The sequence below is a fragment of the Lolliginicoccus suaedae genome (assembly GCF_008312885.1).
GTDB lineage: Bacteria > Actinomycetota > Actinomycetes > Mycobacteriales > Mycobacteriaceae > Lolliginicoccus > Lolliginicoccus suaedae.
In genome coordinates this window covers 763128-789374 of sequence record NZ_VSSO01000001.1, presented here as the reverse complement: position 1 = coordinate 789374, position 26247 = coordinate 763128, and the positions used below count along the sequence as shown (strand labels likewise).

Genomic DNA, 26247 nt, shown 5'->3' with positions numbered 1-26247 from the left:
AACGAGCGCTACCGCGCCGACTCGATACCCATTTCGGCGTTGATTGTGCTGAGACAACGGCCCCCCAGTTCATCGGATCCCGCCGGTCGAGGCCGCGGTCGAGTTCAATCTCGTGACCAACACCAATCTAGCGTCGAGCCGAAGGCGGGGCCGTGCCTCGCAACGAAAATCATCTGTTTGACCGACACCTCAACGCCCCCGCGCTAGCACGTCGACGGTGCTGGTTCGCCGCGGTAGCGGGCCTGGAGGTATGCCACGGCTGCGGGGAGGCCTTCTAGGGCGGCGGTGAGGTGGTCGGGGCTGTTGACGCGGTGCAGCGCGACGGTTGATCCGGCGGCGCAGTAGCGGGCGACGGTGCGGTCGACGGCATCGATGGGGACGAGCAGGTCGGTGCTGCTGTGCCAGATGAACATGGGTGTGGTGGGGACGCCGGGGTAGGAGCTGACGCTGTTCTCCTCGATGACCGCGGTCGCTTCGGGGGAGTCGACGAGCTCGGGTGCGACGGCGATGTCGCGGATGCCGCGGTTGATGCCGACGCCGAGGATGTCGTTGGTGCAGCCGTCGTTGAGCTGGCGCTGCAACGCGCGTCCGCTGTCGGTGAGCTGGGTGGAGACGGGGAATCGCTCGGGGTACTCGCGCTCGAGGCCGAGGGCCGCGGCGAACGCGAGCCCGAACGCGGGGTGCGGGTCGTCGCCGAGGGCGTTGGCAAGGTCGCGCAGGTCCATGGGTACTCCGCCCGCTGCGGCCCCGATGATGTTCAGCTCGGGGGCGTAGGCGGGGGCGAGCGCGGCAGCGAAGGCGGTGGCCATTCCGCCCCCGGAGTACCCGGCCATGGTGATGGGGCTTTCGGTGAGCTGGAATTGGGTCGCGCGCTGGACGGCGCGGATGCCGTCGAGCGTGATGGTGCCGCCGAGCCTCGCGGCGCCGTAGGCGCTCTTCGGGCCGAGGTGATCGGGGACGGCGACGCTCCAGCCCTGCTGGAAGGCGGCGTTGAGGGCGGGGGCCTCCCGGATGACGTCGAGCGGGTCGTTGGTGTAGAGCGCCCGCGATGGCGTGCACTGCAGGCCTAGCGCGTTGATGATGTGCTGGAAGGACAGGAGCGGTCCGTTGGCGGTGCGGTTGAGTGGCAGGAACAGCATGGTGGTCGCTGCGATCGGTGCGCCCGCGGAGTCGGTGGAGCGGAACTGGATCTGCCAGGTCTCGACGCCGGCGAAGCCGGGCGGGATGGGTCGCGGTCGGATCTTCAGCACATCGCCCGGCGCGGCCTGGGCCAGCTCTGCGGGGGCGGCGTAGAACGGGTCGGGATCGGCGGGCGGGTAGAGCGGTGCCGCCATGAGGGCAGGGGAGGCGCCGAGCAGTGCGAGCAGCGCGAGGGTGATCGCGGCCAGCGTGTGGCGAGCGGGGTTTCGCATGCGTGGGTTCCTGCTTCTCGGTCCGTTTGATCGCTGCCGTGCCCGGTTTGGTGGGGAGGCGGGGCCACCTGTGATGTGGGTCACGCAGATCGAACTTTATGCCGAATTGCTATCGATTTGGCCAAACTGGCCACAAATGGGTCGGACGTATGTCAGTGGTGCGGATGTGCACGCATGGGACTGGGGCTGCGTCTGCGGCGGGCAGGTGGACGGGCAGATGGTGGTGCGGCGCCTCTGGCAGTCCGGCTCGCCCGGTCGCTGCCGCGCGTACGCTCGCATCCATGGCTGATGACACGGGGCGGGTTGGCGCCGGTGCGCGCGTGGGTGGCTGGGCTCGAACGATTGGTCGCTGGGTGCTGGGCTTGTTCCTGCTGTTCGCGGGCCTGTCGCATCTGACGTGGGCGCGAGCGGAGTTCCTTGCGCAGGTGCCCGGGTGGGTGCCTGCCGATGCGGACCTGGTGGTCATTGCTTCGGGCGTGGTAGAGGTCGCGCTGGGGCTGGCATTGCTGCTGGCGCGGCAGGGCCGCTGGCGGGTGCTTGTCGGCTGGGTGGTCGCGGCGTTCTTCGTGGCGATCTTCCCGGGCAACATCTCGCAGTTCGTGACGGGCACGGATGCGTTCGGCCTGGAGAGCGACCTGGCGCGGGGCGTTCGCTTGTTGTTCCAGCCCGTGCTCGTGGTGTGGGCCTTGTGGTGCACGCGTGCGTGGGCGGACCGGCCAGCTGTGCTGCGTCGGCGCCGGGCCTAGAGGCGGTAGGTGCGCGGGGTCGGATCGATTGGCCGTTCGGCTGCAAACGCGATAGAAACTGCCGATACGGCAGCTCTGCTTCTATCGCGTTTGAGGGTTTCCGGTGCTTTTGCGCCGGATGGGCCCAGCTAGCCGGAGTGGCCCGCCGCCGGATGGGCCCCGTTGGCCGTGGCGTCAGGTGTGGGAGCCTTGGCCTTGCTGGTTCGTGACCGTGGTGAGCAGGAAAGCGCTGTCGGCACAGGCGAGCACCGAATGGCGTTCATGAGTGAGGATTCCCAGTTCCCCTGCGCTGAGGTCGCGCGGCGGCTCGCCCTCAGCCTCGACGCGGACTCGTCCGGTGAGAACCTGGATGCTCGCTGCGGGCGGGGAATTGTGCTCGGCGAGCTCCATGCCTTCCCGGAGCGCGATCACCGTCTGCCGGAGTGGTCCGTCATTGGCGACGAGCTCGGCGCTGCGGCCATGCTTGTCCGTTCGCGCTGCGGCGAGGTGGGACTCGGCGAGTTCCCTCAGGTTTGTCATGACAGTCCTCGGGGTTGCCTGCTGGCTCTGGTGCGAACCTACGCCGCGCGCAGCGGATGTGTCCACCGTTTGGGAACCGTGCGCGATGGGAGCTCCGCGAGAGGGGCCCGATAGCATCGGTGAACGTGCATGGCGGCCACCTCTCCTGGTTGCATGTGAACGGGGAGTGAACAATGCCCCACTGTCCGGGAGAATGTGGTTTGTCACATGCCCGCGGACTTGACCGATGTTCGCTACGGTTCCTAACATAATGTTAGTTGAACTGGATCTATTCCGCCCGGGCCAAGCCCGCTACCAGCCCCAACGATCCTAGCGGCACCTGCAACTAGGCATCGTGCTGACCCGAAGAATTCGTGAGGCTATTGATGCGCATCGCCGACACAATTGATGAACAAGTGTTGGCGCTGACGCCCCTGGATCGACCAAATGCCCGGATCGTCACGGCCGCATGCCATGCCGGCGCGCTCGGCGTTCTCGAGCTTGGGACTGGTTCTTCCCTCGCCCGGCGCGAGCTCGCTGCGGCGGCCGCCGCGATCCCCGGTGGATTCGGTGTCCGCATCGCTGGCCACTGCTCGCTCGGAGCCGATGCGCTGCCCCCCGAGGCCATCACCGTGGTGCTCGCCTTCGACGCGCTCGACCGGTTCGCCTCCTTCGAGGGCCGCCGCGTTCTCGTCGAGGCGACCTCGCTCGAGCAAGCACGGACCGCCCACGAGGCTGGTGCCGATGGCGTGATCGCGCGCGGCTGCGAGGCCGGTGGACCCGTGGGCACGACGAGCAGCTTCGTTCTTCTCCAGCAGGTGTGCTCGGACGCGACGATCGACATCCCGGTATGGCTGGCCGGCGGCATCGGTCCCGATACCGCCGCCGCGGCGGTCATGGGCGGAGCGCGAGGCGTCGTGCTGGATGTGCAACTGGCCCTGCTGCGCGAGTCCACCATTCCCGCCGAGGAGCGCGGGGTGCTCGCCGGGCTGGACGGCTCGGAATCCGTGGTCGAGGACGGCCACCGCGTGGTGCGCCGGGCACTGCGGCGCGGTGACGGCGCCAGCCTGGTCCTGCCCGTAGGCGAGGACGCCTACCTCGCGCAGGTGTTCGCGTCGCGGTTCGAGACGGTTGCGGCCGCGATCCGGGCCGTGAAGGATTCGATCACCGCTGCGGTCGATGCGTCCGGCCGGGAGGTGGCCCGCGAGCTGCTCGCGGAGCGATCTCCCCTCGCAGAGGCGCTGGGCACCGCATTGCCACTCGCTCAGGGCCCGATGACCCGGGTGAGCGATCATCCCCTCTTCGCCGCAGCGGTCGCCGACGGTGGCGCGCTGCCGTTCATCGCCCTCGCCGTCAACTCCGGCGCGCGCTCGCGCGAGATCCTCACCGCCACCAAGGAGCTCGTGGGGGAGCGACCGTGGGGCGTAGGCATCCTCGGGTTCGCTGACGCGCAGCTGCGCGAGGAGCAGCTCGACGCGGTGCTAGCCACCCGCCCCACCCACGCCATCATCGCTGGTGGACGGCCAGCTCAGGCATCGCGGCTCGAGGCCGAGGGCATCAGCACGTTCCTGCATGTTCCCTCGCCCGGCCTGCTGCGCCAGTTCCTCGGCGGCGGCGCCCGCAAGTTCATCTTCGAGGGCGCCGAGTGCGGCGGCCACGTCGGCCCGCGCCACAGCTTCCCGCTGTGGCAGGCACAGATCGGCGAGCTCCAGCAGTTCCTCGCCGCGCACCCGGACGCCGCCACACGCATCGAGGTGTTCTTCGCCGGCGGCATCCATGACTCGCGCTCCGCCGCGATGGTGGCCGCCCTCGCCCGCCCCCTCGCCGAGGCCGGGGTTCGTGTCGGACTGCTCGCCGGAACCGCCTACCTCTTCACCGAGGAATCCGTCGCATCCGGCGCCATCGTCCCCGGCTTCCAGCAGCACGTCGTGGAAGCCACCCGCACCGTGCTGCTCGAGACCGCCCCGGGCCACGCCACCCGCTGCGTCGACAGCACCTTCGCGGCCGAGTTCGCGCGCACCCGCCTCGAGCTGCAGCAGCAGGGCGTGCCGGACCGCGAGCTGTGGGAGAAGCTCGAGCAGCTCAACATCGGTCGCCTGCGGGTCGCGAGCAAGGGCATGGACCGCTCCGGCGGGCAACTCGTCTCGGTGAGCGCGGAGCAGCAGCTCCACGACGGCATGTTCATGGCGGGGGATGTGGCGCTGCTGCGCGACTCGGTCACCACCATCGCCGCGCTGCACGAGTCCCTCGTTACCGGTGCCGCGCACTGGTACACCACGCGGGCTAGCGAGCTCAGCATCGACGAGGACGATGCGCCCGAGCCCGAGCCGCTCGACATCGCGATCGTCGGCATGGCCGCGATGTTCCCGCAGGCGCCCACGCTCTCGACGTTCTGGTCCAACATCCTCGCCGGCGTGGACTCGGTCACCGAGGTTCCCGCCTCCCGCTGGGATCCGGCGGTGTACTTCGACGCCGACGGCGGCGACGGCAAGACCCCCTCGAAGTGGGGTGGATTCCTGCCGCCCATCCCGTTCGACCCGCTGCGCTTCGGCATTCCGCCTCGCTCCCTCGGCAGCATCGAGCCCACCCAGTTGCTCGCGCTCGAGGTTGCTGACCAGGCACTGCGCGATGCGGGCTATGACACCCGCCCCTTCGACCGGCAGCGCACCGCCGTCATCTTCGGCGCCGAGGCTGGCAGCGACCTGTCCAATGCCGGGGTGCTGCGCAACGTGCTGCCCTCCTACATCGGGGACCTGCCGCCCGAGCTTGATGCGCAGCTGCCGCGCCTGACCGAGGACTCGTTCCCCGGCGTGCTCGCCAACGTCATCAGCGGGCGCATCGCCAACCGGCTCAACCTCGGGGGCGCCAACTACACCGTCGATGCGGCGTGCGCCTCCTCGCTCGCGGCGCTCGATGCGGCCTGCAAGGAGCTCGTCGCCGGAGGCGCGGACACTGTCCTGTGCGGCGGCGTCGACCTGCACAACGGCATCAACGACTACCTTATGTTCGCCTCGGTGCATGCCCTCTCCGCCACCGGGCGCTCCGCGACGTTCGACAGCTCCGCCGACGGCATCGCGCTCGGCGAGGGCGCGGGATGCGTCGTCCTCAAGCGCCTCGCTGACGCCGAGCGCGACGGCGACCGCGTGTATGCCGTAATCAGGGGAGTGGGCAGCGCCAGCGACGGCCGTTCCCTCGGCCTGACCGCGCCCCGCCCCGAGGGGCAGCGCGCCGCGCTCGAGCGCGCCTACCGCAATGCTGGCGAGTCCCCGGGAACCGTTGGCCTCGTCGAGGCGCATGGCACCGGCACCGTCGTCGGTGACCGCACCGAGCTGACGACCCTGACGAACCTCTTCACCGATTCCGGCGTCGCGGCCGGCCAGGTGGCGCTGGGCTCGGTGAAGTCCCAGATCGGCCACACCAAGTGCGCCGCCGGACTTGCCGGGCTCATCAAGGTCGCCCTCGCCATCCACACCGGCATCAAGCCGCCCACCCTGCATGTGCGCGAGCCCAATCCTGCCTGGCAGGAGGGCAGCAGCCCGTTCGTGTTCAATGCCGAGCCACTGCCCTGGGAGAAGGTCCCCTCCGAGCGCATCGCCGGGGTGAGCGCGTTCGGCTTCGGTGGCACCAACTTCCACGCCGTGCTGCGCGGCCACGCCCGCAACGTCGCGCCCGCCCACGCGTGCAACGACTGGCCCGTGGAGCTGTTCACCTTCCGCGGCGCGAGCCGGGACAAGGCGCTCGACGAGGCTCGCGGCCTGCTCGCCCGGATGGATGCTTCGACCGGCGCGGACTGGACGATCCGCGACTGGGCCTTCGGGGCCGCGAGGAAGGCCGACGCCGCCGCCGTGCGCGGGGAACCCACCTGGATCGCGTTCGTCGCCGCCGATGCCAACGAGCTGCACCGCACGCTCACCACCATCACCAGCGGTGAGGCCGCCAAGTCCGCGCACGTGCGCGACGAGGATGCCACTACCGCTGGCAAGATCGCTTTCCTGTTCCCCGGCCAGGGCAGCCAGCGCCCCCGCATGGGCGCGGGCCTGATGGTGGCTTTCCCCGAGCTCCAGCACCACCTGCACCGGGGCCAGCGCTACGCCCGCGCCCTCTACCCGCCCGCCGCGTTCACCAAGGAGACGGCGGACCGCCAGCGCGCCGCCGTCACCGACACCACCGTCGCCCAGCCTGCCCTCGGCATGGTGGAGATGGCGTTCCATGACGTGCTGCGCCGCGCCGGCGTTTTCCCCGACATGGTGGGCGGGCACAGCTACGGCGAGCTCGCGGCACTCGTCGCCGCCGGAGTGATCGACCCGGACGCCCTGCTCGACCTGAGCGCCGCCCGCGCCACCGCCATCGCCGAGGCAGCCGACAAGCTCGCCGACCGGGGCGCCATGGCCGCAGTGTCCGCGACCGCCCAGGACGTTTCCGACGCGCTTGCTGCGGCCGGGCTCGACGGCGATGTGGTGATCGCCAACGACAACGCCCCGCGGCAGAACGTCATCTCCGGGCCCACCGCCGCCATCGATGCCGCCGTGGACGCGCTCAAGGCGGCGGGCCTCTCGGTGACGCGGCTCAATGTCTCGTGCGCCTTCCACAGCCCCGTTGTCGCCGCGGCGAGCGCCACGTTCGCCGCGACACTCGCCAGCACCCACCTCTACGTCGCCGAGGTGCCGGTGTATTCCAACACCACCGCGGCCGTGCACGAGGCCAGCGCGGATGCGGTGCGCCGCGGGCTCGCCGAGCAGATCAGTGCTCCGGTGCGGTTCCGCGAGCAGATCCAGGCCATGCACGACGCCGGTGCGCGGATCTTCATCGAGGTCGGCCCCGGACGGGTGCTCACCAAGCTCGCTGGTGCGATCCTCGGCGATCAGCCGCATGCGGCGATCCCGCTCGATGACGGGCAGAGCTCCGGGCTGCGCGGCCTGCTCGAGGGCTTCGCCCGCCTCGCCGTCGCTGGTGCCGATCTGCGCACCGAATGGCTGTTCGAGGGCCGCGGCGCCGTGATCCCCGACCCCGCTACCAAGGTCAAGCGTCCCGGCTGGACCGTGGACGGCCACCTCGTGCGCACCGCTGATGGTTCCATCCCCGAGGGCGCGCTCGCCCCGGCAACCCCTGTGAGAATAGGTCCCATGACACACGCCTCGTCCGGAGCAGAAGCGCTCATCACCGAGTTCCTTCGCAATAGCCGCGAGATGGTCGCCGCGCAGCGCGACGTGCTGCTCGGCTACCTCGGGACCGACGCTGCGCTGCCTCGCAACGGCTATGGGCCTGCCGCCCCGGCCTACACCGCTCCGGAGATCGCGGCGTCCCACCCGGCCCCAGCCGCCGCGGCTCCGGCACCGGCACCGGCGCCTGTGCCGTCGTCGGCGCCCGCAGCGCCCGCGCCCCAGCCCGTTGCCCACACCGGGGAGAGCGTGCTCGCGGCGGTGTTCGACGTGATCGGTCGCCGCACCGGCTACCCCGTGGAGATGATCGAGCCAGACCTCGACCTCGAGGCCGACCTGAGCGTTGATTCGATCAAGCGCGCCGAGATCGCCGGGGAGCTCGCCGCCGAGCTCGGCCTCGTCGGTGGCGACGACAGCGAGCTCGAGGAAGTGTCCCGCGCCCGCACTGCCGCGGCCATCGCCGATCTGCTCCTCGCCAAGCTCAACGGTGAGGCCGAGCCCGCCGCTGCACCGAGTCCTGCTCCGGCCAGCCCTGCTGAAGCGCCCGAGCCTGACGCCACGGCCGTGGTCATCGCCCCGCAGCGCCTCCTGATGCGCCACGTTCCTCTCTTTCCTCTCGCTGCTGCACCGAGCCTCGACGGGCAGCGCGTGCTCATCATCGGTACGGGCGCGCTCGCCGAGGCACTCGCTGCAGAGCTGCGCGAGCACGGCGCGACGGCGACCATCGCGCCCGCTACGTTTGCCGACATCCGCGACGCGCTCGCCACTCCCGCCGACGGAGTGTTCTACCTCGCGAGCACCGAGCGCGATGGTGCCCCGGCGCTGCCTGATGCCTTCCCGCTCCTGCGGGAACTGATCGCCGCCTCGCCCCGGTGGATCCTCGCCGCCGGGCCAGGCGAGGGCCTGCGTGGCTTCTTCCGCACCGTCGCTCGCGAGTACACCGAGCTGCAGGCCACGGTCATCGAGTCCACCGAGACCGATCCCGCGCGCCTTGCCACCGAACTAGTCAGCGAGACCGCCGCCGGGCCGGGCGAGCCCGTGGTACTGCTCGACCACGGCACCAGGTCGGGCCTCGCCCTCCAGCCCACCAGCCTTGGCGCTGTCGCCGCCGCGGGAGCAGGTCCTAGTGGCGATGGCACTGCCGAGGCCGCCGCGCTGGGCCTCGACCAGGATTCGGTAGTGCTGCTCGTCGGGGGCGGCCGCGGCATCACCGCCCGCTTCGCCGCCACGCTCGCCGCCGCGAGCCGCTGCCACATCGAGCTCGTCGGCCGCACCCCGCTCGTCGCCGAGCCCGACGACCCGCGCATCCAGGCCGCGACCACGGCAGCGGACCTGCGCGCCGCCCTCATCGCTACCGGGCAGCGCTCGCCCGCAGGGATCGAGGCCTCGATCAACCAGATCCTCGCGGCCCGCGAGGTCCGCGGCACCGTGCAGCGCCTCCGCGACCTCGGCGCCACCGTCCACTACCGGGCCACCGACATCCGCGATGCCGAGGCCGTCACCGAGCTCGTCACCAGCATCCACGCCGAGCATGGCCGCATCGACGGCATCGTCTACGCGGCCGGGGTCATCGAGGACAAGCTCATCGCCGACAAGGCGCCCGAATCGTTCTCCCGGGTATTCACGACGAAGGTCGACGGTGCGCGACTGCTCATCACCGCCGCCGAGGAGCTTGCCAACGGCCCCCGCTTCCTCGTGTTCTTCGGCAGCATCGCTGCTGTCCTCGGCAACCGTGGCCAGTCCGACTATGCTGCCGCCAACGATGAGCTCGAGACCCTGGGCCGGAACTGGACCGTCGCCGGCAAGCGCCGCGGCCTCACCGTGCACTGGGGCCCGTGGGCGCCCACCGGCGAGAACAACGGCATGGTCACCCCCGAGCTGATGCGTACCTATGCCAAGCGCGGCGTGGCGCTGATCGACCCGGAGGAAGGCACCACCAGCCTGCTCCGCGAGCTCGCCTGGGGCGACGAGAGCGAGCCGTCGGTCGTCTACACCGCCTCCGAGTGGTGACCCCGGTAGTGCCCCATCAGCAGGTCGCCATCGTCGGGATGGGCGCGCTGTTCCCCGGCGCGAGCAACCTCGGCGAGTACTGGAACAACCTCGTGCGTGGTGTGGACAGCATCACCGAGGTGCCCGCGGACCGGTGGGACGACACGCTCTACGACCCGTCCGCGCGCGAGCATCCCCGCGCCGACGCGTTCTACTGCCGGCGCGGCGGATTCGTCGAGGCTGACATCGACCCCGAGCGCTTCGGGATCATGCCCAACAGCGTCGACGACATCGAGCCCGACCAGCTGATCGCGCTGCGCGTGGCAGCCGACACCATCGACGACGCCGGTGGCATCGCCGCGCTGCCCGCCGATCGGTCGCGCATCGGTGTGGTGCTCGGCCGCGGCGGCTACCTCACGCCCGGCCTCGTGCGCCTCGACCAGCAAGTCCGCACCGCCCACCAGCTCGTCCGCACCCTCGGCGAGATCATGCCCGAGCTGACGGGCGAGCAGCTGCACCAGGTGAAGGAGGCCTTCCAGGCCCAGCTGCGCCCGCCCACCTCGGACGCGGCGATCGGCCTCGTGCCCAACCTCTCCGCCTCCCGCATCGCCAACCGCCTCGACCTGCGCGGGCCCGCCTACACCGTCGATGCCGCGTGCGCCTCGTCCCTCGTCGCGGTCGACCAGGCCATCGCCGAGCTCGCCAGCGGACGCTGCGACATGATGCTCGCCGGCGGGGTGCACCACTGCCACGACGTCACCCTGTGGAGCGTGTTCAACCAGCTCGGGGCGCTCTCCCCGGCCCAGCAGATCCGCCCCTTCGACACCCGCGCCGATGGCGTCCTCATCGGCGAGGGCACGGGCATCGTCGCGCTCAAGCGGCTCGCCGATGCCGAGCGTGACGGCGACCGCATCTACGCCGTCATCACCGGCACCGGCGTGGCCAGCGACGGGCGCACCGCCAGCTTGTTCAACCCGGACCCATCCGGTCAGGTCACCGCGGTGCGGCGCGCCTGGGAGGCCGCAGCGCTCGACCCCGCCGCCCCTGGAGCGATCGGCCTGCTCGAGGCCCACGGCACTGGCACCGTCGCCGGGGACTCAGCCGAGCTGACCACCCTCGCCGAGATTTTCGGCCCCCACACCGCCAGCGAGCAGCAACCCGTCATCGGCACCGTCAAGTCAATGATCGGCCATGCCATGCCCGCAGCCGGGGCAGCAGGCCTGATCAAGGCAGCGCTGGCGCTGCACCACCGCACATTGCTGCCGACGCTGCACTGCGAGCAGCCCCACGCCATGCTGGCGGGATCGCGCTTCGCGCCCATCGCCGCGGCCCAGCCCTGGCAGCAGCACCCGACTGGGCAGGCACGCCGCGCCGGGGTCAATGCCTTCGGCTTCGGCGGCATCAACGCCCACATCATCCTCGAGGAAGCACCGGTCCGCGCCACCACGATCACCGTGCGCGAGCCCCGCCGCATCCTGCGCCTCGCCGCGCCCACCGCCGCCGACCTCGCCACTGCCCTCGACGTGGCCGATGCGGACTTGCTTGCCACGACCGCGACAGGTTCCGGGCCCGCCCGCATCGCTATCGACGAACCCACTCCGAAGCGTCTCGCCCTCGCGCGCAAGGCCGTCGCGCGGGGCGCCGCGTGGCGCGGCCGCTCCAACATGTGGTTCACGCCCTCGCCGCTGCTCGGACCCGGCGGTGGCAAGGTCGCCATGGTCTTCCCCGGCCTCGAGGCAGACTTCGCCCCCGACGTCACCGAGGTAGCCCGCGAGCTTGGCATGCCGCTCAGTGGCCTGGCCACCGGCACCGAGCAGATCGGCGCGCACGGCGCCGCAGTGTTCCAGCTCGGCCGGGTGCTGCACCGCGCCCTCGCCGAGCGCGGCGTCACCGCCGGAGCGCTCGCGGGGCACAGCGTGGGCGAATGGTCCGCCATGACCCAGGGCGGCATGTTCGACACCAACGAGATCGACGCATTCCTCGACAGGTTCGACCCCGCCTCCATCACCGTCCCCGGTGTGGAGTTCGCGGTCATCGGCACCACCGCGGACCGCGTGCGCGAGGCCTTGGGCGCCTTCCCCGATGTGGTCCTCTCGCACGATAACGCCCCCAACCAGTCCATGGTGTGCGGGCCGGGCAAGAACGTCGCCGCGCTCGTCGAGAAGTTCCGCGCCGACGGCATCATCAGCCAGGTGCTGCCGTTCCAGTCCGGCTTCCACACGCCGATGCTGATCCCGTTCCTCGAACCGATCATCCGTGACCTCGACGCGCTCACCATCCGCGCCGCCACCGTGCCGGTGTGGTCCGCCACCACCACCGAGAAGTTCCCGGCCGACCCCATCGAGATCCGGGCGATCTACCTGCGCCACCTCGTGGAGACCGTCCGCTTCCGCGAGCTCATCACCCGCATGCACGACGACGGCAACAGCGTGTTCATCCAGATGGGAACCGGGCAGGTCAGCGCGCTCATCGGCGACATCCTCGCCGACCGCGATCATCTCGCCATCCCCGCGCACACCACCAAGGCCAGTGCCGCCGATCAGCTCGACCGAGTGATCGCCGCGCTCTGGGTCGAGGGTCACCACACCCGTGCCGACGCACCGTCGCCGCGGCAAGGGCGGCGCATGCCCATCGCCATGGGCGGTCCGCTGGTGAGCATCCCCCTCGCGCAACGCGCCGGGCTCGCGCCGCGGTCCCGCCTGCCCCAGGCCGGTGCTATCGACGCCAGCGTCCCCGCCGCTCCCGCCACCAGCGCCTGGGGGGCCGAGTTCTCCGCGCTTGTCGCCGACACCCAGCGCGTCGCCCAGGAGCTCATGGCCGCCGCTTCCGCTCCGCGTGCCACCAGGCCCCCAGGTCCGCAACCTCCTGCGCCGCGACCTCCCGTCCCGCAACCGCTCCGGCCGTCGAGGACCTCGCTGGACGTCTCCCTCGACGCGATGCCATACCTGATTGATCACAGCTTCTTCAAGATGCCTGAGGGCTGGCCCATCGACGAGGACCGCTGGCCCGTCGTGCCCGCCACCACGCTGGTGCACCACATGATGGAGCACGCCAGCAGCAGCGCCCCCGGGCGCGCCCCTGTAGCGCTGACCGGCGTGCGGTTCCAGAAATGGCTGCCGGTCATCCCGTCGGCCACCGTGCCCGTCATCGTCGAGCCGGATAGCGGCACGACAGTCACCGTGACCCTCCAGGGCCACGCGCGCGCCAGCATCGCCCTTGATGACCAGTACCCGCCGCGGCCCGAGGCCTGGCGCATCGACCCGAGCACCGAGCACGCCCCCACCGACGAGGCGCACGAGCTCTACACCCGCCGCTGGATGTTCCACGGCCCCCGGTTCCAGGGCGTCACCGAGCTGACCGCCATGGGGGACCGGCACGTCCGCGGGCTGCTGCGCGCCCCTGCCGCCCCCGGCGCGCTGCTCGACAACGCTGGGCAGCTCCTCGGCTACTGGGTGCAGACCACCATGACCGAGCGTTCCACCGTCTTCCCCGTCGGCATGGACCGCATCGACTTCCACGGCCCCCACCCGGCCGCGGGAAGCATCGTCGAATGCACGATCCTCATCCGCGAGGTCACCCACCAGTTCATCACCGCCGACATCCAGATGATCACTGATGGCGCGGTGTGGGCGCAGATCACCGGATGGCAGGATCGCCGCTTCGACTCCAACCCCGCCATCCGTGCCACCGATTGCGAGCCCGAGCACAACACCCTCGCCACGCTGCATCCCGAGGGCTGGGCGGAGGTCGCCGAGATGTGGCCGGATCTCGCCACCCGCGAGCTCGTGGTCCGCAAGATGCTCGGAGCCCCCGAGCGCGACCAGTACGAGGCCATCCCGCCCCGGCGCAAGCGGCAATGGCTGCTCGGGCGCATCGCCGCAAAGGACGCCATCCGGCAGCTGCTGTGGCGCACCGACGCGGCCGGGATCTTCCCGCAGGAGATCGAGATCGGCAACGAGCCGGGCGGGGCGCCATTCGCCACCGGCACCCACGGCCGGGCACTGCCTGAGCTAGCACTCTCCATCGCGCACTGCGCCGAGCTGGGCGTCGCCATCGCCGCGAGCGGCCCCTGCGGCATCGATGTCGAGGAAGTCCTCGAGCGCGACGCCACCACCGAGGAGGCGGCGCTCACCGAGCGCGAGCGCCACCTGCTCGATGCGCTCGCTAGCAGCGAGGCCAATGATCGGGCGCTGTGGTTCGCCCGCTTCTGGACCGCCAAGGAAGCCGTGGCCAAGAAGCTGCGCACCGGCCTCGACGGCGCGCCCAAGCAGTTCGAGGTCATCACCGCCAGCCCGGACCGCCTCACTGTGCGCCACCGCGGCATCGATCAACCGGTGCGCGCGACGGTCACCCGCAACCCGCTACCCTTGCCGCCACGCACCTATGTGGTGGCCTGGACCGATCAAACCGGGACCAGCCACATCGACGAGGGGACACACAACCCATGAGCAACACCCCAGCCACCGGCGCTGTCAGCGAGGCCGAGGTATTCGACGCGATCGTGGGCATGCTGGCCGACATGCTCGAGCTGTTCGACGTCGACCCCAGCGACGTCGCCCGCGAGACCGAGTTCCATGACGATCTCGAGATGGAGAGCATCGATCTCGTGGCGCTGTCCGGGCTGCTGCGCGAGCGCTGGGGCGACCGCGTGAACTTCGCGCAGTTCATCGCCGGCATGGAGCTCGAGCAGATCATGCACGTCACGGTCGGGCAGCTCGTTGACTTCGTCGTCGAGAGCCTCGCGAGCACCGAGGCACCGGCAGCAGCGGAGCAGCCAGCGGGGGAGCAGGCGTGAACAAGGTTTCCGTCGGCGACATCGACATCCACGTCCAGCGCATGGGCCCCACCGACACGGGCGTGACGGTGGTGCTGCTGCACGGGCTGCTCTACGACAGCCTCGCGAGCTACTACTTCACCGTGGGGCCCGCGCTCGCCGAGCTCGGCGTCGACGTCGTCATGTATGACCTGCGCGGCCACGGCCGCACCACGCGTCCCGCCACCGGATACCAGCTCGAGCGCTTCGTCGATGACCTCGACGGGCTCCTCGACGCGCTCGGCATCACCTGGCCCGTGCACCTCGTCGGCAACTCCTTCGGCGGCACCATCGCTTTCGGGTTCGCCGCCGCGCACCCCGAGCGCACCGCCAGCATCCTGTTCATGGAGGCCGAGCCACCCGTCCAGCAGTGGGCCACCCACATCAACGAGGGGCTCACCGACGCGGTGCAGCGGCTCAGCGCCGACGGCGCGTTCGAGCACATCGCCACCAACTATGGCTCGCACCCCGCGCGGCTCTCGAAGGCCGCCTACAAGATCCTCCAGACCACCAGCATCGTCGAGGACATCCCCGCGAGCCAGCTCATCAGCGAGGACCTCACCGACATCACCTGTCCCGTGCTCGGCGTGTTCGGCACCCAGACCGGGCTGTCCTACCAGGTGGAGCTGCTGCGCGGGCAGCTCGCCGCGTTCGAGGCCCGCATCCTCGACGGCATGGGCCACTCGGTGCTCGTCGAGAAGCCCGCCCTCACTCGCACCCTCGTCGCCGACTGGCTGTTCGGTGGCCACCAGGCCACGCTCGGCGGGGCGCACCAGATCGGCGCCTGATCGTGAGCCGCTACCTATTCGTCGTGCCACCGCTCGTCGGCCACATCAATCCCACCCTCGCGGTGGGCAGCGAGCTCGCGAGGCGGGGCCATGACGTCGCCTGGGTCGGGGACGCCCGCGTCCTCCATGCCCTCGGCGGCACCGGCCTGAACATCTACGATTGCGCCACCATCTCCCTCGAGGAACGTGGCGATCTAGTTGGCCCGGCGGCGCTGAAGTTCCTGTGGGAGCACTTCTTCATCCCGCTCGGCCGTGCCATGGAGCCCGACGTCACTGCCGCCATCCAGCACTTCCGCCCCGATGCCATCATCGCTGACCAGCAAGCCCTGGCCGGTTCGCTCGTCGCCGAGCGCGCGGGCATCACCTGGATCACCTCGGCCACCACCTCCACAGAGCTCACTGACCCCCTGGCCTCGATGCCCAAGGTCAAGGACTGGATCACGGGCCTCATCGACGAGCTCCGCGACGAGCTCGGGGCGCCTGCCTCCGGCCACGATCCGCGTTTCTCGCCGCACGGCATCCTCGCGTTCACCACGGCAGAGCTGTCGGGCACCCCCGCCATCGCCGCCGAGCGCTGCTGGATGGTCGGACCCGCCCTCGCCGACGATGGTGCCAGCGCGGCGCGCAGCGATTTCCCCTGGGACTTCCTCGACAACGACCAGCGCAACATCCTCATCAGCATGGGCACTGTCAACGGGGCGACTGGTGCGGCATTCCTGCGCAACGCCGCAGCAGCGATCGGAGCGCGCCCGGATCGGTATCGAGCGGTGCTCGTCGACCCGGATGGCGCGGTCGCCGATCCGCCCAGCAACGTCCTCGTGCAGAAGTTCGTCCCCCAGCGGGCGCTGCTGCCCGCCATGGATGCGGTGATCTGCCACGCCGGGCACAACACCGTTTGCGAATCCCTATGGAACGGACTGCCTCTGGTCACCGCCCCGGTCCGCGATGACCAGCCCGTGGTCGCCCAGCAGGTCGTCGACGCCGGAGCCGGGCTGCGGCTGCGGTTCCGCCGTGCTACCGAGCAGCACATCGCTACGGCCCTCGATACAGTGCTCGACCCCGCCGCCGGGCACCAGGCCGCTGCCGCGCGGATCGGGCAATCGTTCCGCGAGGCCGGGGGAGCGGTGCGCGCCGCGGAGATCCTCGCCGGGCTCGGGTAGGAGTTCTCCAGGCGCTCGGGTGTGCGGCGCGGGTGTGCGGCGCGGGTGTGCGGCGCGGGTGTGCGAAAAACGACAGCTTCAGTGCCTTGAGCTGTCGTTCTTCGCACACTCGCGGGCGGTGCTGGGCACACCCGCGGGCCGTGCTGGGCACACTCGTCGGCCAAGCGGAGCAGCCAGGAGCGCCCGGAACCTATCGCAGGGCGGACTCGACCGTGGGCCACGCGGACCGGAGCGCATCCTGCCAGTACGGCCACGAGTGCGTGCCCGTGGGACGCAGGTCCACCATCGCTGGGATGCCTGCTCCCGCGAGCCGGGCGGCGAAGTCCACGGTGCACAGCGAAGCCGCCGCCTCGATGGGCCCACCCACGAGGATGGTGGCCAGGCCAGACTGATCGAAGCCTTGCTCGTGCACGCCAGGCAGCCCGCTTCCAGCGTAGAGGTAGATCTCGGTGCCCCGCAGCCCATCGAGGTTCATCGACGGATCATGCGCGAACCAAGCCGGATCATCCCGCTGCCCCCACATGTTCGTCGCGTTCCCGCCACGCGAGGCTATGCCTGCCCGCACCGAGTCCTGGTAGGGCTGCTGCGCCACCAGCGGGCACGCGCTGATCGCCACGGTGGCGTCGTACCGGCCCGGATGCCGCGACGCGAGCGTCAGCGCCGCCTGCCCGCCCATCGAGATCCCACCGATCGCATCACGACCATTGCCATGGAAGAAGCCATCGATCAGGGGTGGCAGCTCGTCCGTCAGGAACGTCTCCCACATGTTCACGCCCAGCTCCGGATCAGGGCGCTGCCAGTCCGTGTAGTACGACGCCTCGCCGCCCGCGGGCAGGACGACATTGACGTCCTTCGAGGCGGCGAAATCGACGATGTCCGTCTTGGTGATCCAGTCGCTGCGCACCTCGCTCGCCTCGTTGCCATCAAGGAGGTAGAACGTGGGCCGGGGAGAGGAATGCGCGGGATGCAGGACATGCACCCGGATCGTCCGCTGCATCGACGGTGACGCGACCAGGATGTCCGACCAGGTCGGTGAGACCTGCTCCACCTGGACGATCGACGCCGACACCGAAGCGGACTGTGCCGAAGCGGCCTGCGCGGGGACCGCCTGCGCTGGGAACGCATGTGACATCGGCGCGAGCGCCACCGGGAGCAACAGGGAGGGGGCAAGCGAAGCGATCGAGAGCCTGAGGGCCCACGCGGCACGGCGCCCAGGAGCCGACGCAATCTTCAATTCAGCACTCACACGAACCTCGCTCACGCGCCCAGGACAAATAAGGTGTGACCTCTCATACGCTACATGGATTTACTAATCCGTGACCTGCGCCGTCGGTTCTGGTGCGCAACGATGGGAGGATACCCGCCACGGTGTCTCTAACAGGAGGGGCGAAGAGCCGCCAGCCATGTGCTTGGATGGACCCGGGCCAGGCGAAGGGAGCATCCATGGAACGGATCGACGGGATCGGTGCACTGTTCTACTACCTGTTCGGCGAACCGTTCCGCCGCGCCGTCGTTGCCGCGTACGCCTTCGACTCGCGCGCCGCCACCTACGCGCCCGCCACGCTCGACGAGCTAGGGGACTACGTCATGAACCGCATCGGTGACGAGCCCTTGATGCACCAGCGGCTCGCTCCGACGCCGCTGAAGCTGGACAATCCAGCCTGGGTCGCCGACGGGACCAAGCCCGGCAGGCGGCGCATCACCTCGCGCACCGTACGCGGCACTGGCACCTGGGCCGATATGATCGCCACCCTGGAGGCCATCGCCGCCGAGCCCGATGCCGGCGAGGTCCCGCTCGAGGTGATCCTCATCGAAGGCGTGGAGGCTGCGCCCGAGCTCCCGCCCGGCGCCACTGTCATCGTGCTGCGCACCGACCACGCAGCGATGGACGGCACCGCCCGTGCCGCCATCGAGCGCAAGCTCTTCTCGCCCCAGCCGCAGGACTGGCGGCAGCAGGCCCCCATTGCGCCCTACCAAGCACGCCGGTCCGTGCTGCCGCAAGGCATTCTCCTGACCGCGCTCGTCGGCCTCGTTCCTCGCCTGCGAACCACCGTCCAGCTCTTCCGCCAGGCAAACCGCATCGTTGATCCCTTGCTCGACGGCGAGGGGCCACCGCCGCCCACCGACCCAGGCGAGTCCGCGGAGCCCGAGCCGCTGCCCGTTCGCTCATCCATCGACACCGACCCCGACGAGTCCTCACGCGTCCACGAGTTCCTCACCGTGCCCCTGGACTCCATCGCCGCAGCACGCAAGACCGTGCCCGGAGCAACCGTCAACGATGTCGTCGTCGCCGCCGTCACGCTCGCGGTGCGCGCCTACCTGGCCGAAACCGACGAGCTACCCGACGAGCCACTGCAATGCTTCATCCCCATCGCGGTGCCCTCGGCGGCGGGGCGCACCGCGGGCAACAACATCACCCGCGGCACCATCCCGCTGTGGACCACCGCGGGCGATCCCACCGAGTGCCTCCGGCTTACCCACCGCACCACGACAACGGTGAAGAACAGCGCCGCCACCGGCCGCCAGTTCCTCCACGAGCAGGCCGCGCTGACCCTGCTGGCGCCGCTCGCCGCGCGGCTCCACCGCAAGGACACCGAGGAACGCCGGTCAGCCAACGTGGCCATCACCAACACCTTCCGCGGCAAGCAGCCCCTCTACCTCGGAGATGCACCGGCCGTACGCACCCAGATCGTCTCCCTGCTCAATAAGGGCGCGCCGCTGACCCACCAGGTCACCAATCTCAACGACGAGCTGATGGTCTCGATCTCCGGGGGAGCTAGCGCGCTGCGAGACCCGCAACGCTACCGCCAGCACATCGAGGCCGCCTTCCTCGAGCTCGCCCAGGGCCGCGATGCCGCGCTCGCCGATGATGCAGGAGCCCCATCTTCCGGGTAGATGCGGTTTACCCTGGGCCGGTGGGACTTCTCTGGTACGTCGCGTACGGCTCGAATCTTGTCGCTGACCGGTTCGCCGCCTACCTCAATGGCTCGAGCCCCACCAGCATCTACGGGCCCCACCGTCCAGCACCGACCACCGTTCCGCCCCGCGATGCCCGATCACTGTGGCTCCAGCACCGCCTCTACTTCGCGGGGCACTCGCACCGCTGGACCGGATCCGTCGCGTTCGTCGATCCGCGCCCGGCGCCACACGGGCAGCACAGTTGTGGACGCGCCTACCTCATCGAGCTCGACCAGTTCACCCACGTCGCCGCCGAGGAGAACGGCGCCCCCGAATGCCCCTGGGAACCGCACTGGCCCACCCTGCCCATCGGAGGAACGGCCTCGCTGCCCGTCGACCCCCATGGCGAGCCCGAGCGCGCCAAGTACAACGTCGCCCTCCGGCTCCCCGACATCGACGGCACGCCCGCCCTCACCCTGACAACCGCGCGCGACCTGCCTCGCGGCCAGCCCAGCACCGCCTACCTCCAGCTCATCGAGAATGGCGTGCGCGACAGCGGGCTGCTCGCCGACGAGGACATCGCGCCGTACCTCGAGGGTGCGCTGCGACGCTCGCGGTGAGCGCGACCGCTGGTCTCGCCGCGACGACCCCTCGAGCATCCTCGCCGCGGCAAGAGCACCGGCATGCGCCGCTTGAACGGCGGCGTCGACAAATATGGACGCACCGCGCGAGTGCCAGGTTCCGCGTAGCGACGTGATGTGGGTCACTGCTTGGCCGTGAAGTGGTGTTAACTGGACAGCGGGCGGAGCCCCAGGCCGCTACCCGAAGCCCGGGAACAAGGAGGACCGATGACCGTAGTGCTCATCACCGGCTGCTCGAGCGGAATCGGAGCGGCCACCGCGGCCGAGCTCGTCAGCCACGGCCATACCGTCTACGCGACGGCCCGCCGACCGGAGACCCTGCGCGACCTCGCCGGCAAAGGTTGCCGCACCCTGGCGCTCGACGTCACCGACGAGCAATCCATGGCCGCCGCCGTCGCCCAGGTCGAGAGCGACGAGGGCGCCGTCGATGCCCTCGTGAACAACGCCGGGTACTCGCAATCAGGCGCGGTCGAATCAATCCCGCTGGACAACATCCGCAAGCAATTCGAGACCAACGTGTTCGGCCTCATCCGGATGAGCCAGCTCGTCCTGCCTGGCATGCGGAAAGCAGGCCATGGCCGCATCATCAACATCGGCTCGATGGGCGGCAAGCTGACCTTCCCCGGCGGAGGCATCTACCATTCGACCAAGTACGCGGTCGAGGCGATCTCCGATGCCATGAGGTTCGAGGTGCAGGGATTCGGCGTGCAGGTGGTCCTGATCGAGCCCGGACTGATCACCACCGAATTCGCGGAAACCGCCGTCGGGTCGGTGAACAACCTCGACGACGGTCCATACGGGAAATTCAACGAGCACGTCGGGAAAGCCACCGCCGAGGTGTACGCCAGCCCCGTCGCCAAGCTCGCCGGAGGAGGCCCGGAATCGGTGGCCAAAGTCATCCGCAAAGCGATCGAGCGCAAGAGGCCCAAAGCCCGCTACACCGTCACCCCCAGCGCCACCCTGGCCATCCTCCAGCGTCGGCTCACCCCGGACAAGCTCTGGGACCTCGCGATGCGCACACAGTTCCCGGTGCCGGGGAAGCAGTAGGGGGCTGGGGGCAGTCTGCATGGGCCTTTCGGCTCCGGCTCACGAGAACAAGGACCCTGTTCGGCGCCGATCCGCACCACCATGATTAGGTCATGGGAAGCTCTCAGGCCACCGGACCGCAATGGCCGATCTCCGTGCGGCTAGACACGATCGCCGCCATGCTGAATTTCGAGATCCACAATCATCCCGTGTACCAGGGCATCGAGGTCCAATACTTCGACGATGCCCAGCACGGAACCGGGATCCTCGTGCTGATGAGACGCTCCGACAACGGCATGGTCGACGTGTACCACCAGGCCGGACTACAGATCGATCGCGCGGGGTATGGAATCGGTGCGGGACTCGGTGAATGGAGGACCACCCAGATCAAACCAGCCATTCTCGACGTTACGGACATAGGTGTTCGCGCGCGCATCGCACTGCGAGACATGGCGGGACGATCGATCGAGATCTCGGTCGACGACCAGGGTGGCAAGCCGCAGCGCTCGGCTGAGTTCCTCGCTCCCGTCGGAGCTGCCATCGAGCAACCAACGGCATTGATGCTGGTCTGGATGCGCCGGTTCAACCTCGTCCGCCGTTCCCGCATTGAACCCGAAGTGCGCATAGACGGCGTCCCTGTGACGCTGGGTCGGCTGCCAGGCGCCTGGCTGCACCACCGTCACTTGATCAAGTATGCGTCGGACCTATGGGTCGTCAACGTCAATCCGCCGGACAGCGACGGGCGGCGTGAAGCAGGTCGACCGGATGCCGCGCACGCGCGACTGCACTTCTCGCCCGAGCCGCCGGCCCCAGGAATGCTCGCGCCCGGGGACGGACGGAAAGGGGAGTGGTCGGTCTCCATCGGTGAGCACGCCGACGTCATCTCGGGCGAATGGGACTGCACCGGTGGCGAGGTTGCGGTATTGACCCTCACCGTCACGCGGGGGTGGCGGCCGCGAGGACTCCCACCGCTCATGCGTGCCGTGACGACCTTGCTGCCCGTCTTCCGGCGCTGGCCGACCACGTATCGCTGGGAAGCGCGCGCAGACCTCCGCGGCACGCCAGAAATCCAGGCAGGCTGGCGGCGCACCAAGCGCGCCGGCGAGAGCCTATACGCCCGCGTCACCAGCCAGCGCTGATTTCCAGGTCGGCGCCCCTTTTGATCCGATGGCCGCTCGATCGTGAAGATCCAGCCACGCTGGATGTGGCCAGATCTTCACGATCGGCAGGTGCCCTCACCATCCGGGCGTGGGCGGGGCGATGGGCGGGTTCGGTCCTGGCGGGGGCCGGTATTCGGGGTCCTGGGAGGAGTATTGGGGCCAGTAGGGGCGGTCGGGGTCGCGGTCGCGCGTGTTGTACCAGGTGCTGCAGTAGTCGAAGTCGCCGCCACGGAACAGGTCGATGGCTTGCCAGCCGTCGAAGGCGTTCCAGGTGGGGGCGCGCAGCCCGGAGGGTGCGCGGACGGGCGCGGGTGGCTCGGTGGTGTCGCGGGCCAAGGTGACCTTCCTGCTGAATACGCGGGTAATGGACACGCGTGGCCAGTCGAATGTGGCGCCGGCGTCGTAGGAACCCGCTTCATAGCTGTCGTCGATGCAGTACTCGGCGATGAGCTCGTCGCCTGCCCAGTCGAGCTTGTAGATGTGGTAGTCGCGGGTTCCGGTCACGCGGCGCTGCTTGTCCCGGCCCTCTAGGGTGGTGCGCAGATCGACACTCTGCTGGCTATCGAGGTAGTCGTTCCAGAACTCATGGAGGCCGGGAAAAGACCCTTCCTCGCCGACGAATCCAGCGATGGACAGTGCTTCCTCGGTGGCGCGGACGATGGTGGCCTCGGGGGAGTGCAGGTCGATGCCGTCGGCGGCGGTCCAGGTAGAGGTGACGTCTCCGACCTTGTCGGTGGGGAAGGCGTACTCCCTAGGTGTTGCGGGCCCGGGCTTCTGGCCGGTGGTGCAACCGGTGAGCAGGAGCATCAGGGCCAGCGCGCAGGCGACGGTCCGGCTTTGTGCAGTTCTCATGATTTTGAGGCCTCCCCGTCCCAGTCCCCGAGCGCGAGGCGCGTATAAAGTTCCTTGGTCTCAGGCTTGGCGTCGGCGTGGATAACCGCACTATCGGTCCCCGACTCAAAGCGATTCAAGACGTGGTCGAGCCCATCTTGGTGGTAGAGAGCCTCGTACAGGTCGTTGTGAAGCTGCTCTCGATCCTCTTGGCGGCGGATCTTTTCGACAGCCTCCCCAACGGTTGCAGGCCGTGGCTCGCCCGATGCGTCGATCAACCGCTCAGGGTACTGGTCGAGGGGCAGCCCGGAGGCTACTGCGATGGCTTGCAACTGCTGCAATGTAACGCCGCGGTCCTCCGCTCCATAGTTGGTGTTGCGGCTGAACGTTTCATAGTCGACCAATCCATCGGGGGTCGTGTACTCGCCGAACACCGCAGTGAGCAACCCTGCGACGGGCGCACCGACCGTCGGCAGGGCACCAACAGCGCCTGCGGCAACGCTAGTCATGCCCTGCCGGGTGGCCTGGGCATTGTCATTTACTTCGCGTGCATAGGTCTCGCGGTGCCCCTGCTCGGCGGTGAGCGCGGAGTCGAAGTAGGACGACAGACGACCGTTGGCGGAGCCGATGCCTCGTGCGTCCGCACCGTCGACACTGGGCACGGAGCTTGCGTTCAACACTTGCTGGATGTCGACATTCGCGGCGAGCGCTTCCGCGGCATTCGCGTCGGTACTGATCAGCGTCATGAAGCGAACACTGTCGCCAGGAGTGATGTATCGGATCTCCTCGAGCCCGGACATGCTGTGGTGCAGCCCGCCGAGCGCGTTCATGTAGGGCGCGGAGGATGCGGCGAGTTGCTGGGCGAGGGCCGGGTTCTGCTGGCCGAGGGAGCCGCTGCTGGTGCTCATCAGCTCCTGGAAGTTGTTGCCTCCGCTGCCGGTGGTGGTTGTGGTGGTGATCTCGATGAGATCAGTGAAGCCGTGTTGCCCGCGCGCGCGGATGGCGGGGTCGTCGCTGAGGGCGTCGGTGCCGATCCATTCGAGCATGGTCGTGATGGGCTGGGGATCCTCCCAGTCGCGGGTCATGAGGGGGATGAGCGTCGCGTCGCGGTCGTAGCCCTCGATGGTGTGACCGTCGCTAGTTGTTCCCGCGAGCAACGCGGCCGATGCGTCGGAATTGCGCGTAGCGACACCGAGCAGGTCCTCGAGCGCGGCGCTGTAGTGCTCGTCGCGCTGTTGCGAGAAGTAGGCGTCGATGGCGACCCCGGTCATGCTGGGCGAGGATTGGTGATCGCGTGCTTCGCGGGCTTCGAGCTCGAGGTTGGCTGCCTGGCGCCCAAGCTCGATGCCGAGGCGCTCGCCCGGGGGCAGGGACGGATCAGAGCTGGCCAGCAGCGACGCGAAAGCTGCCATCTGGCGCGGTGGTGGGCCTTGGCCCTCGGCATTGGCATCGGGACCATCACCGTAGCGGTCGCCGATGAGGGCTCGGAGATCGGCTGGCAGATCGTCGTATCCACCCGATGAGCCGGGGGCACTGCCGATGTTGTCGTTCGACACGATGAGCACGGCATTAGCGAGCGCTTCGATGTTGGCTGCGCTCTCGGGAGTTGCTTGTGCCGCGAAGGAATCGTGCAGGCGCATGATGCCGTCGACACCCGCGGTGCGTACAAGCTCACCGAGGTATTCGCGGGTCGACTCGGGCACATCGGTGACCGTGCCTCCCTCGGCGAGCACGCGGATCTGCTCGGCGCTGAGCCCGGCGGTCCGCAATTCCTGGCCGATCCGGGTGAGCTCGCTGTCGGTCAGTTCCCGCTCGCTGCCGAGTAGCTGCCCAGCCTCCCGGCCCTGCTGCGCCGACAAGCCCTCGCCCTCCGGCGCATGCTCCCGCAGGACTGATGTGAGGTCGTTTATGGCGCGGGCGGTGCGAGAGTCGATGCGGTCGAACTCATCGATGAAGCTCGTCAGGCGCCCGTGCAACGTCGTAGCCTCGTTGGCCGTGGCGGAATCCGCGGATGGAGGAACGATGACCGTCCAGTTCTCCGTGACCGTGAGGCCCTGCGCCTCCGCTCCGATGAGCAGGGAACGCACATCGCTGACCAGGGGAGCGAGAGCATTCATGGCGGCGGTGCATTCGAGGGCGAAGTCCTCCAGCGCGAACGCGACCTTCTTGTTCCGGCCATGCTCGCGCAGCCCACGCTCCTCGGCAGCATCGCGGGCGACGCCCGTCCACTCGATCGCTTCGCTGGTGAACGTCCGCATCAAGGAGTTGCTCTCCTCGAGGATCGTGCTGGCCAGACGGCTCGCACGGTTCTCGCCCACTGACAGCACCGCGGGCCACGTCTGCTCCCACTGGGACCGCGTCGGCCTCATTCCGCCTCCTCGATACCTGCGATATCCGCGCCCAGAACCGCATCAGCACCAGCCATGTCGTTCCAGGTCAGCCGCGCCACCTGTGCCAGATCGAGAGAACGATCCGACATGTGCGCGAGTGCTCCTGCCAGCGCGATCGAGAACCCGGACAGCGCACGAGCCGTCTCGGAAGCAGGCAACGCAGCAGCCACCTCGTCCGTGACCTCGGCAGCATGGTGGGCACCGACCTCGCTCGCGAACGCCTCGAGAGCGCCGATCAGATCAGTGACCGCCGCCGGAGTGATCCACAAACCACCCGGCGCACCAACAACAGAGGGCTGGGTCATGCGCGGCATCCTCCCGGTCGTGGACTGTCCATGCATGAATAGATGCGCTGGGGCGCGCCAGGGTTCCACTGTGTGAGGTAGTGCACAGTGCGAGGGGTTTGCCGATTGTGGAGATCTGGCCACGCTAGATGTGGCTGGGCTTTCACGATCGCGAGTCCTAGACCTGCGAGTGACCTGCCTGCGCCCGCACGCGTCTCGCACGATCAGAATGCAGCACACCTGCAGCCCGGGAGAAGTTCGGGTGCGGATTGTGGATCACGAACACCGAACCATCATTTGAAGCATGAGCAGGGAAAACCCGGCCCCGCAGCAGGCCGTAATAGATGAAGGCCGTCAGCCACAGGACGCCCGCAACGGCGAGAACGTGCAAGATCCAGATCCTGGGCTCGCTGAATTATTGCGGCGCCAGCTCCATCGCCAAGAATGCAGCG

The 26247-nt window shown here is 69.2% G+C and carries 16 protein-coding genes; 10 read left to right on the top strand and 6 right to left on the bottom strand.

Features of this window, described 5'->3' with window-relative positions:
* Window positions 1-203 precede the first annotated feature (203 nt).
* Window positions 204-1412: a lipase family protein gene (locus tag FXO18_RS03590; protein WP_149359672.1), complete on the bottom strand. Its 1209-nt coding sequence runs from the start codon at window positions 1410-1412 to the stop codon at window positions 204-206.
* Between the two features lie 281 nt (window positions 1413-1693).
* On the opposite strand from FXO18_RS03590, the gene FXO18_RS03585 reads away from it, so the two are divergent.
* Window positions 1694-2158 (top strand): DoxX family protein, encoded by a 465-nt coding sequence (locus FXO18_RS03585; RefSeq protein WP_149359671.1) that lies wholly within the window; start codon window positions 1694-1696, stop codon window positions 2156-2158.
* A gap of 174 nt (window positions 2159-2332) precedes the next feature.
* On the opposite strand, the gene FXO18_RS03580 is transcribed toward FXO18_RS03585, so the two are convergent.
* Entirely contained in the window at window positions 2333-2677 is a 345-nt protein-coding gene (locus FXO18_RS03580) for a cupin domain-containing protein (protein ID WP_149359670.1), read from the bottom strand.
* A gap of 353 nt (window positions 2678-3030) precedes the next feature.
* Here FXO18_RS03580 and FXO18_RS03575 point away from each other — a divergent pair, with 353 nt between their 5' ends.
* The 5 genes from FXO18_RS03575 to FXO18_RS03555 are packed head-to-tail and all read left to right on the top strand — an operon-like array spanning window position 3031 to window position 16565.
* Window positions 3031-9825, top strand: a complete 6795-nt coding sequence (locus FXO18_RS03575) for a type I polyketide synthase (RefSeq protein WP_235900422.1) — start codon at window positions 3031-3033, stop codon at window positions 9823-9825.
* An 8-nt stretch (window positions 9826-9833) separates the two neighbouring features.
* On the top strand, window positions 9834-14252 hold the full coding sequence (locus FXO18_RS03570) for a beta-ketoacyl synthase N-terminal-like domain-containing protein (RefSeq protein WP_235900421.1): 4419 nt from the start codon (window positions 9834-9836) through the stop codon (window positions 14250-14252).
* Window positions 14249-14599, top strand: coding sequence for an acyl carrier protein (locus FXO18_RS03565; protein ID WP_187774159.1), 351 nt, complete (start codon window positions 14249-14251; stop codon window positions 14597-14599). Before FXO18_RS03570 ends, FXO18_RS03565 begins: the two co-directional genes overlap by 4 nt.
* On the top strand, window positions 14596-15405 hold the full coding sequence (locus tag FXO18_RS03560) for an alpha/beta fold hydrolase (protein WP_149359669.1): 810 nt from the start codon (window positions 14596-14598) through the stop codon (window positions 15403-15405). Before FXO18_RS03565 ends, FXO18_RS03560 begins: the two co-directional genes overlap by 4 nt.
* A gap of 2 nt (window positions 15406-15407) precedes the next feature.
* The gene (locus FXO18_RS03555) at window positions 15408-16565 is read left to right on the top strand and encodes a glycosyltransferase (protein WP_149359668.1); all 1158 of its coding nucleotides are present in this window, start codon (window positions 15408-15410) and stop codon (window positions 16563-16565) included.
* A gap of 190 nt (window positions 16566-16755) precedes the next feature.
* Here the strand turns inward: FXO18_RS03555 and FXO18_RS03550 are convergent, their stop codons facing one another.
* Complete coding sequence (locus FXO18_RS03550) at window positions 16756-17634, bottom strand: alpha/beta hydrolase (protein WP_235900420.1); 879 nt, start codon at window positions 17632-17634, stop codon at window positions 16756-16758.
* A 374-nt stretch (window positions 17635-18008) separates the two neighbouring features.
* Here FXO18_RS03550 and FXO18_RS03545 point away from each other — a divergent pair, with 374 nt between their 5' ends.
* The 4 genes from FXO18_RS03545 (at window position 18009) to FXO18_RS03530 (ending at window position 22269) form a co-directional block, all read left to right on the top strand.
* On the top strand, window positions 18009-19460 hold the full coding sequence (locus FXO18_RS03545) for a WS/DGAT domain-containing protein (protein WP_187774158.1): 1452 nt from the start codon (window positions 18009-18011) through the stop codon (window positions 19458-19460).
* Between the two features lie 20 nt (window positions 19461-19480).
* Window positions 19481-20083, top strand: a complete 603-nt coding sequence (locus FXO18_RS03540) for a hypothetical protein (RefSeq protein WP_149359665.1) — start codon at window positions 19481-19483, stop codon at window positions 20081-20083.
* 228 nt (window positions 20084-20311) lie between these two features.
* The gene (locus FXO18_RS03535; protein ID WP_149359664.1) at window positions 20312-21151 is read left to right on the top strand and encodes an oxidoreductase; all 840 of its coding nucleotides are present in this window, start codon (window positions 20312-20314) and stop codon (window positions 21149-21151) included.
* A gap of 92 nt (window positions 21152-21243) precedes the next feature.
* Entirely contained in the window at window positions 21244-22269 is a 1026-nt protein-coding gene (locus FXO18_RS03530) for a hypothetical protein (protein WP_149359663.1), read from the top strand.
* Between the two features lie 96 nt (window positions 22270-22365).
* On the opposite strand, the gene FXO18_RS03525 is transcribed toward FXO18_RS03530, so the two are convergent.
* The 3 genes from FXO18_RS03525 to FXO18_RS03515 are packed head-to-tail and all read right to left on the bottom strand — an operon-like array spanning window position 22366 to window position 25825.
* On the bottom strand, window positions 22366-23142 hold the full coding sequence (locus FXO18_RS03525) for a hypothetical protein (RefSeq protein WP_149359662.1): 777 nt from the start codon (window positions 23140-23142) through the stop codon (window positions 22366-22368).
* Window positions 23139-25490, bottom strand: coding sequence for a TPR repeat region-containing protein (locus tag FXO18_RS03520; protein ID WP_149359661.1), 2352 nt, complete (start codon window positions 25488-25490; stop codon window positions 23139-23141). The genes FXO18_RS03525 and FXO18_RS03520 overlap by 4 nt, the downstream gene beginning before the upstream one ends.
* A complete protein-coding gene (locus FXO18_RS03515) occupies window positions 25487-25825 on the bottom strand; it encodes a hypothetical protein (RefSeq protein WP_149359660.1) in 339 nt (112 codons plus the stop codon). The genes FXO18_RS03520 and FXO18_RS03515 overlap by 4 nt, the downstream gene beginning before the upstream one ends.
* Window positions 25826-26247 lie beyond the last annotated feature (422 nt).

Excerpts from the sequence above, each read along its gene's own strand:
- FXO18_RS03515 (WP_149359660.1), bottom strand. The coding sequence starts at position 25,825 with ATGCCGCGCATGACCCAGCCCTCTGTTGTTGGTGCGCCGGGTGGTTTG.
- FXO18_RS03545 (WP_187774158.1), top strand. The coding sequence starts at position 18,009 with ATGGAACGGATCGACGGGATCGGTGCACTGTTCTACTACCTGTTCGGC.
- FXO18_RS03525 (WP_149359662.1), bottom strand. The coding sequence starts at position 23,142 with ATGAGAACTGCACAAAGCCGGACCGTCGCCTGCGCGCTGGCCCTGATG.
- FXO18_RS03520 (WP_149359661.1), bottom strand. The coding sequence starts at position 25,490 with ATGAGGCCGACGCGGTCCCAGTGGGAGCAGACGTGGCCCGCGGTGCTG.
- FXO18_RS03565 (WP_187774159.1), top strand. The coding sequence starts at position 14,249 with ATGAGCAACACCCCAGCCACCGGCGCTGTCAGCGAGGCCGAGGTATTC.
- FXO18_RS03590 (WP_149359672.1), bottom strand. The coding sequence starts at position 1,412 with ATGCGAAACCCCGCTCGCCACACGCTGGCCGCGATCACCCTCGCGCTG.
- FXO18_RS03580 (WP_149359670.1), bottom strand. The coding sequence starts at position 2,677 with ATGACAAACCTGAGGGAACTCGCCGAGTCCCACCTCGCCGCAGCGCGA.
- FXO18_RS03535 (WP_149359664.1), top strand. The coding sequence starts at position 20,312 with ATGACCGTAGTGCTCATCACCGGCTGCTCGAGCGGAATCGGAGCGGCC.
- FXO18_RS03585 (WP_149359671.1), top strand. The coding sequence starts at position 1,694 with ATGGCTGATGACACGGGGCGGGTTGGCGCCGGTGCGCGCGTGGGTGGC.
- FXO18_RS03530 (WP_149359663.1), top strand. The coding sequence starts at position 21,244 with ATGGGAAGCTCTCAGGCCACCGGACCGCAATGGCCGATCTCCGTGCGG.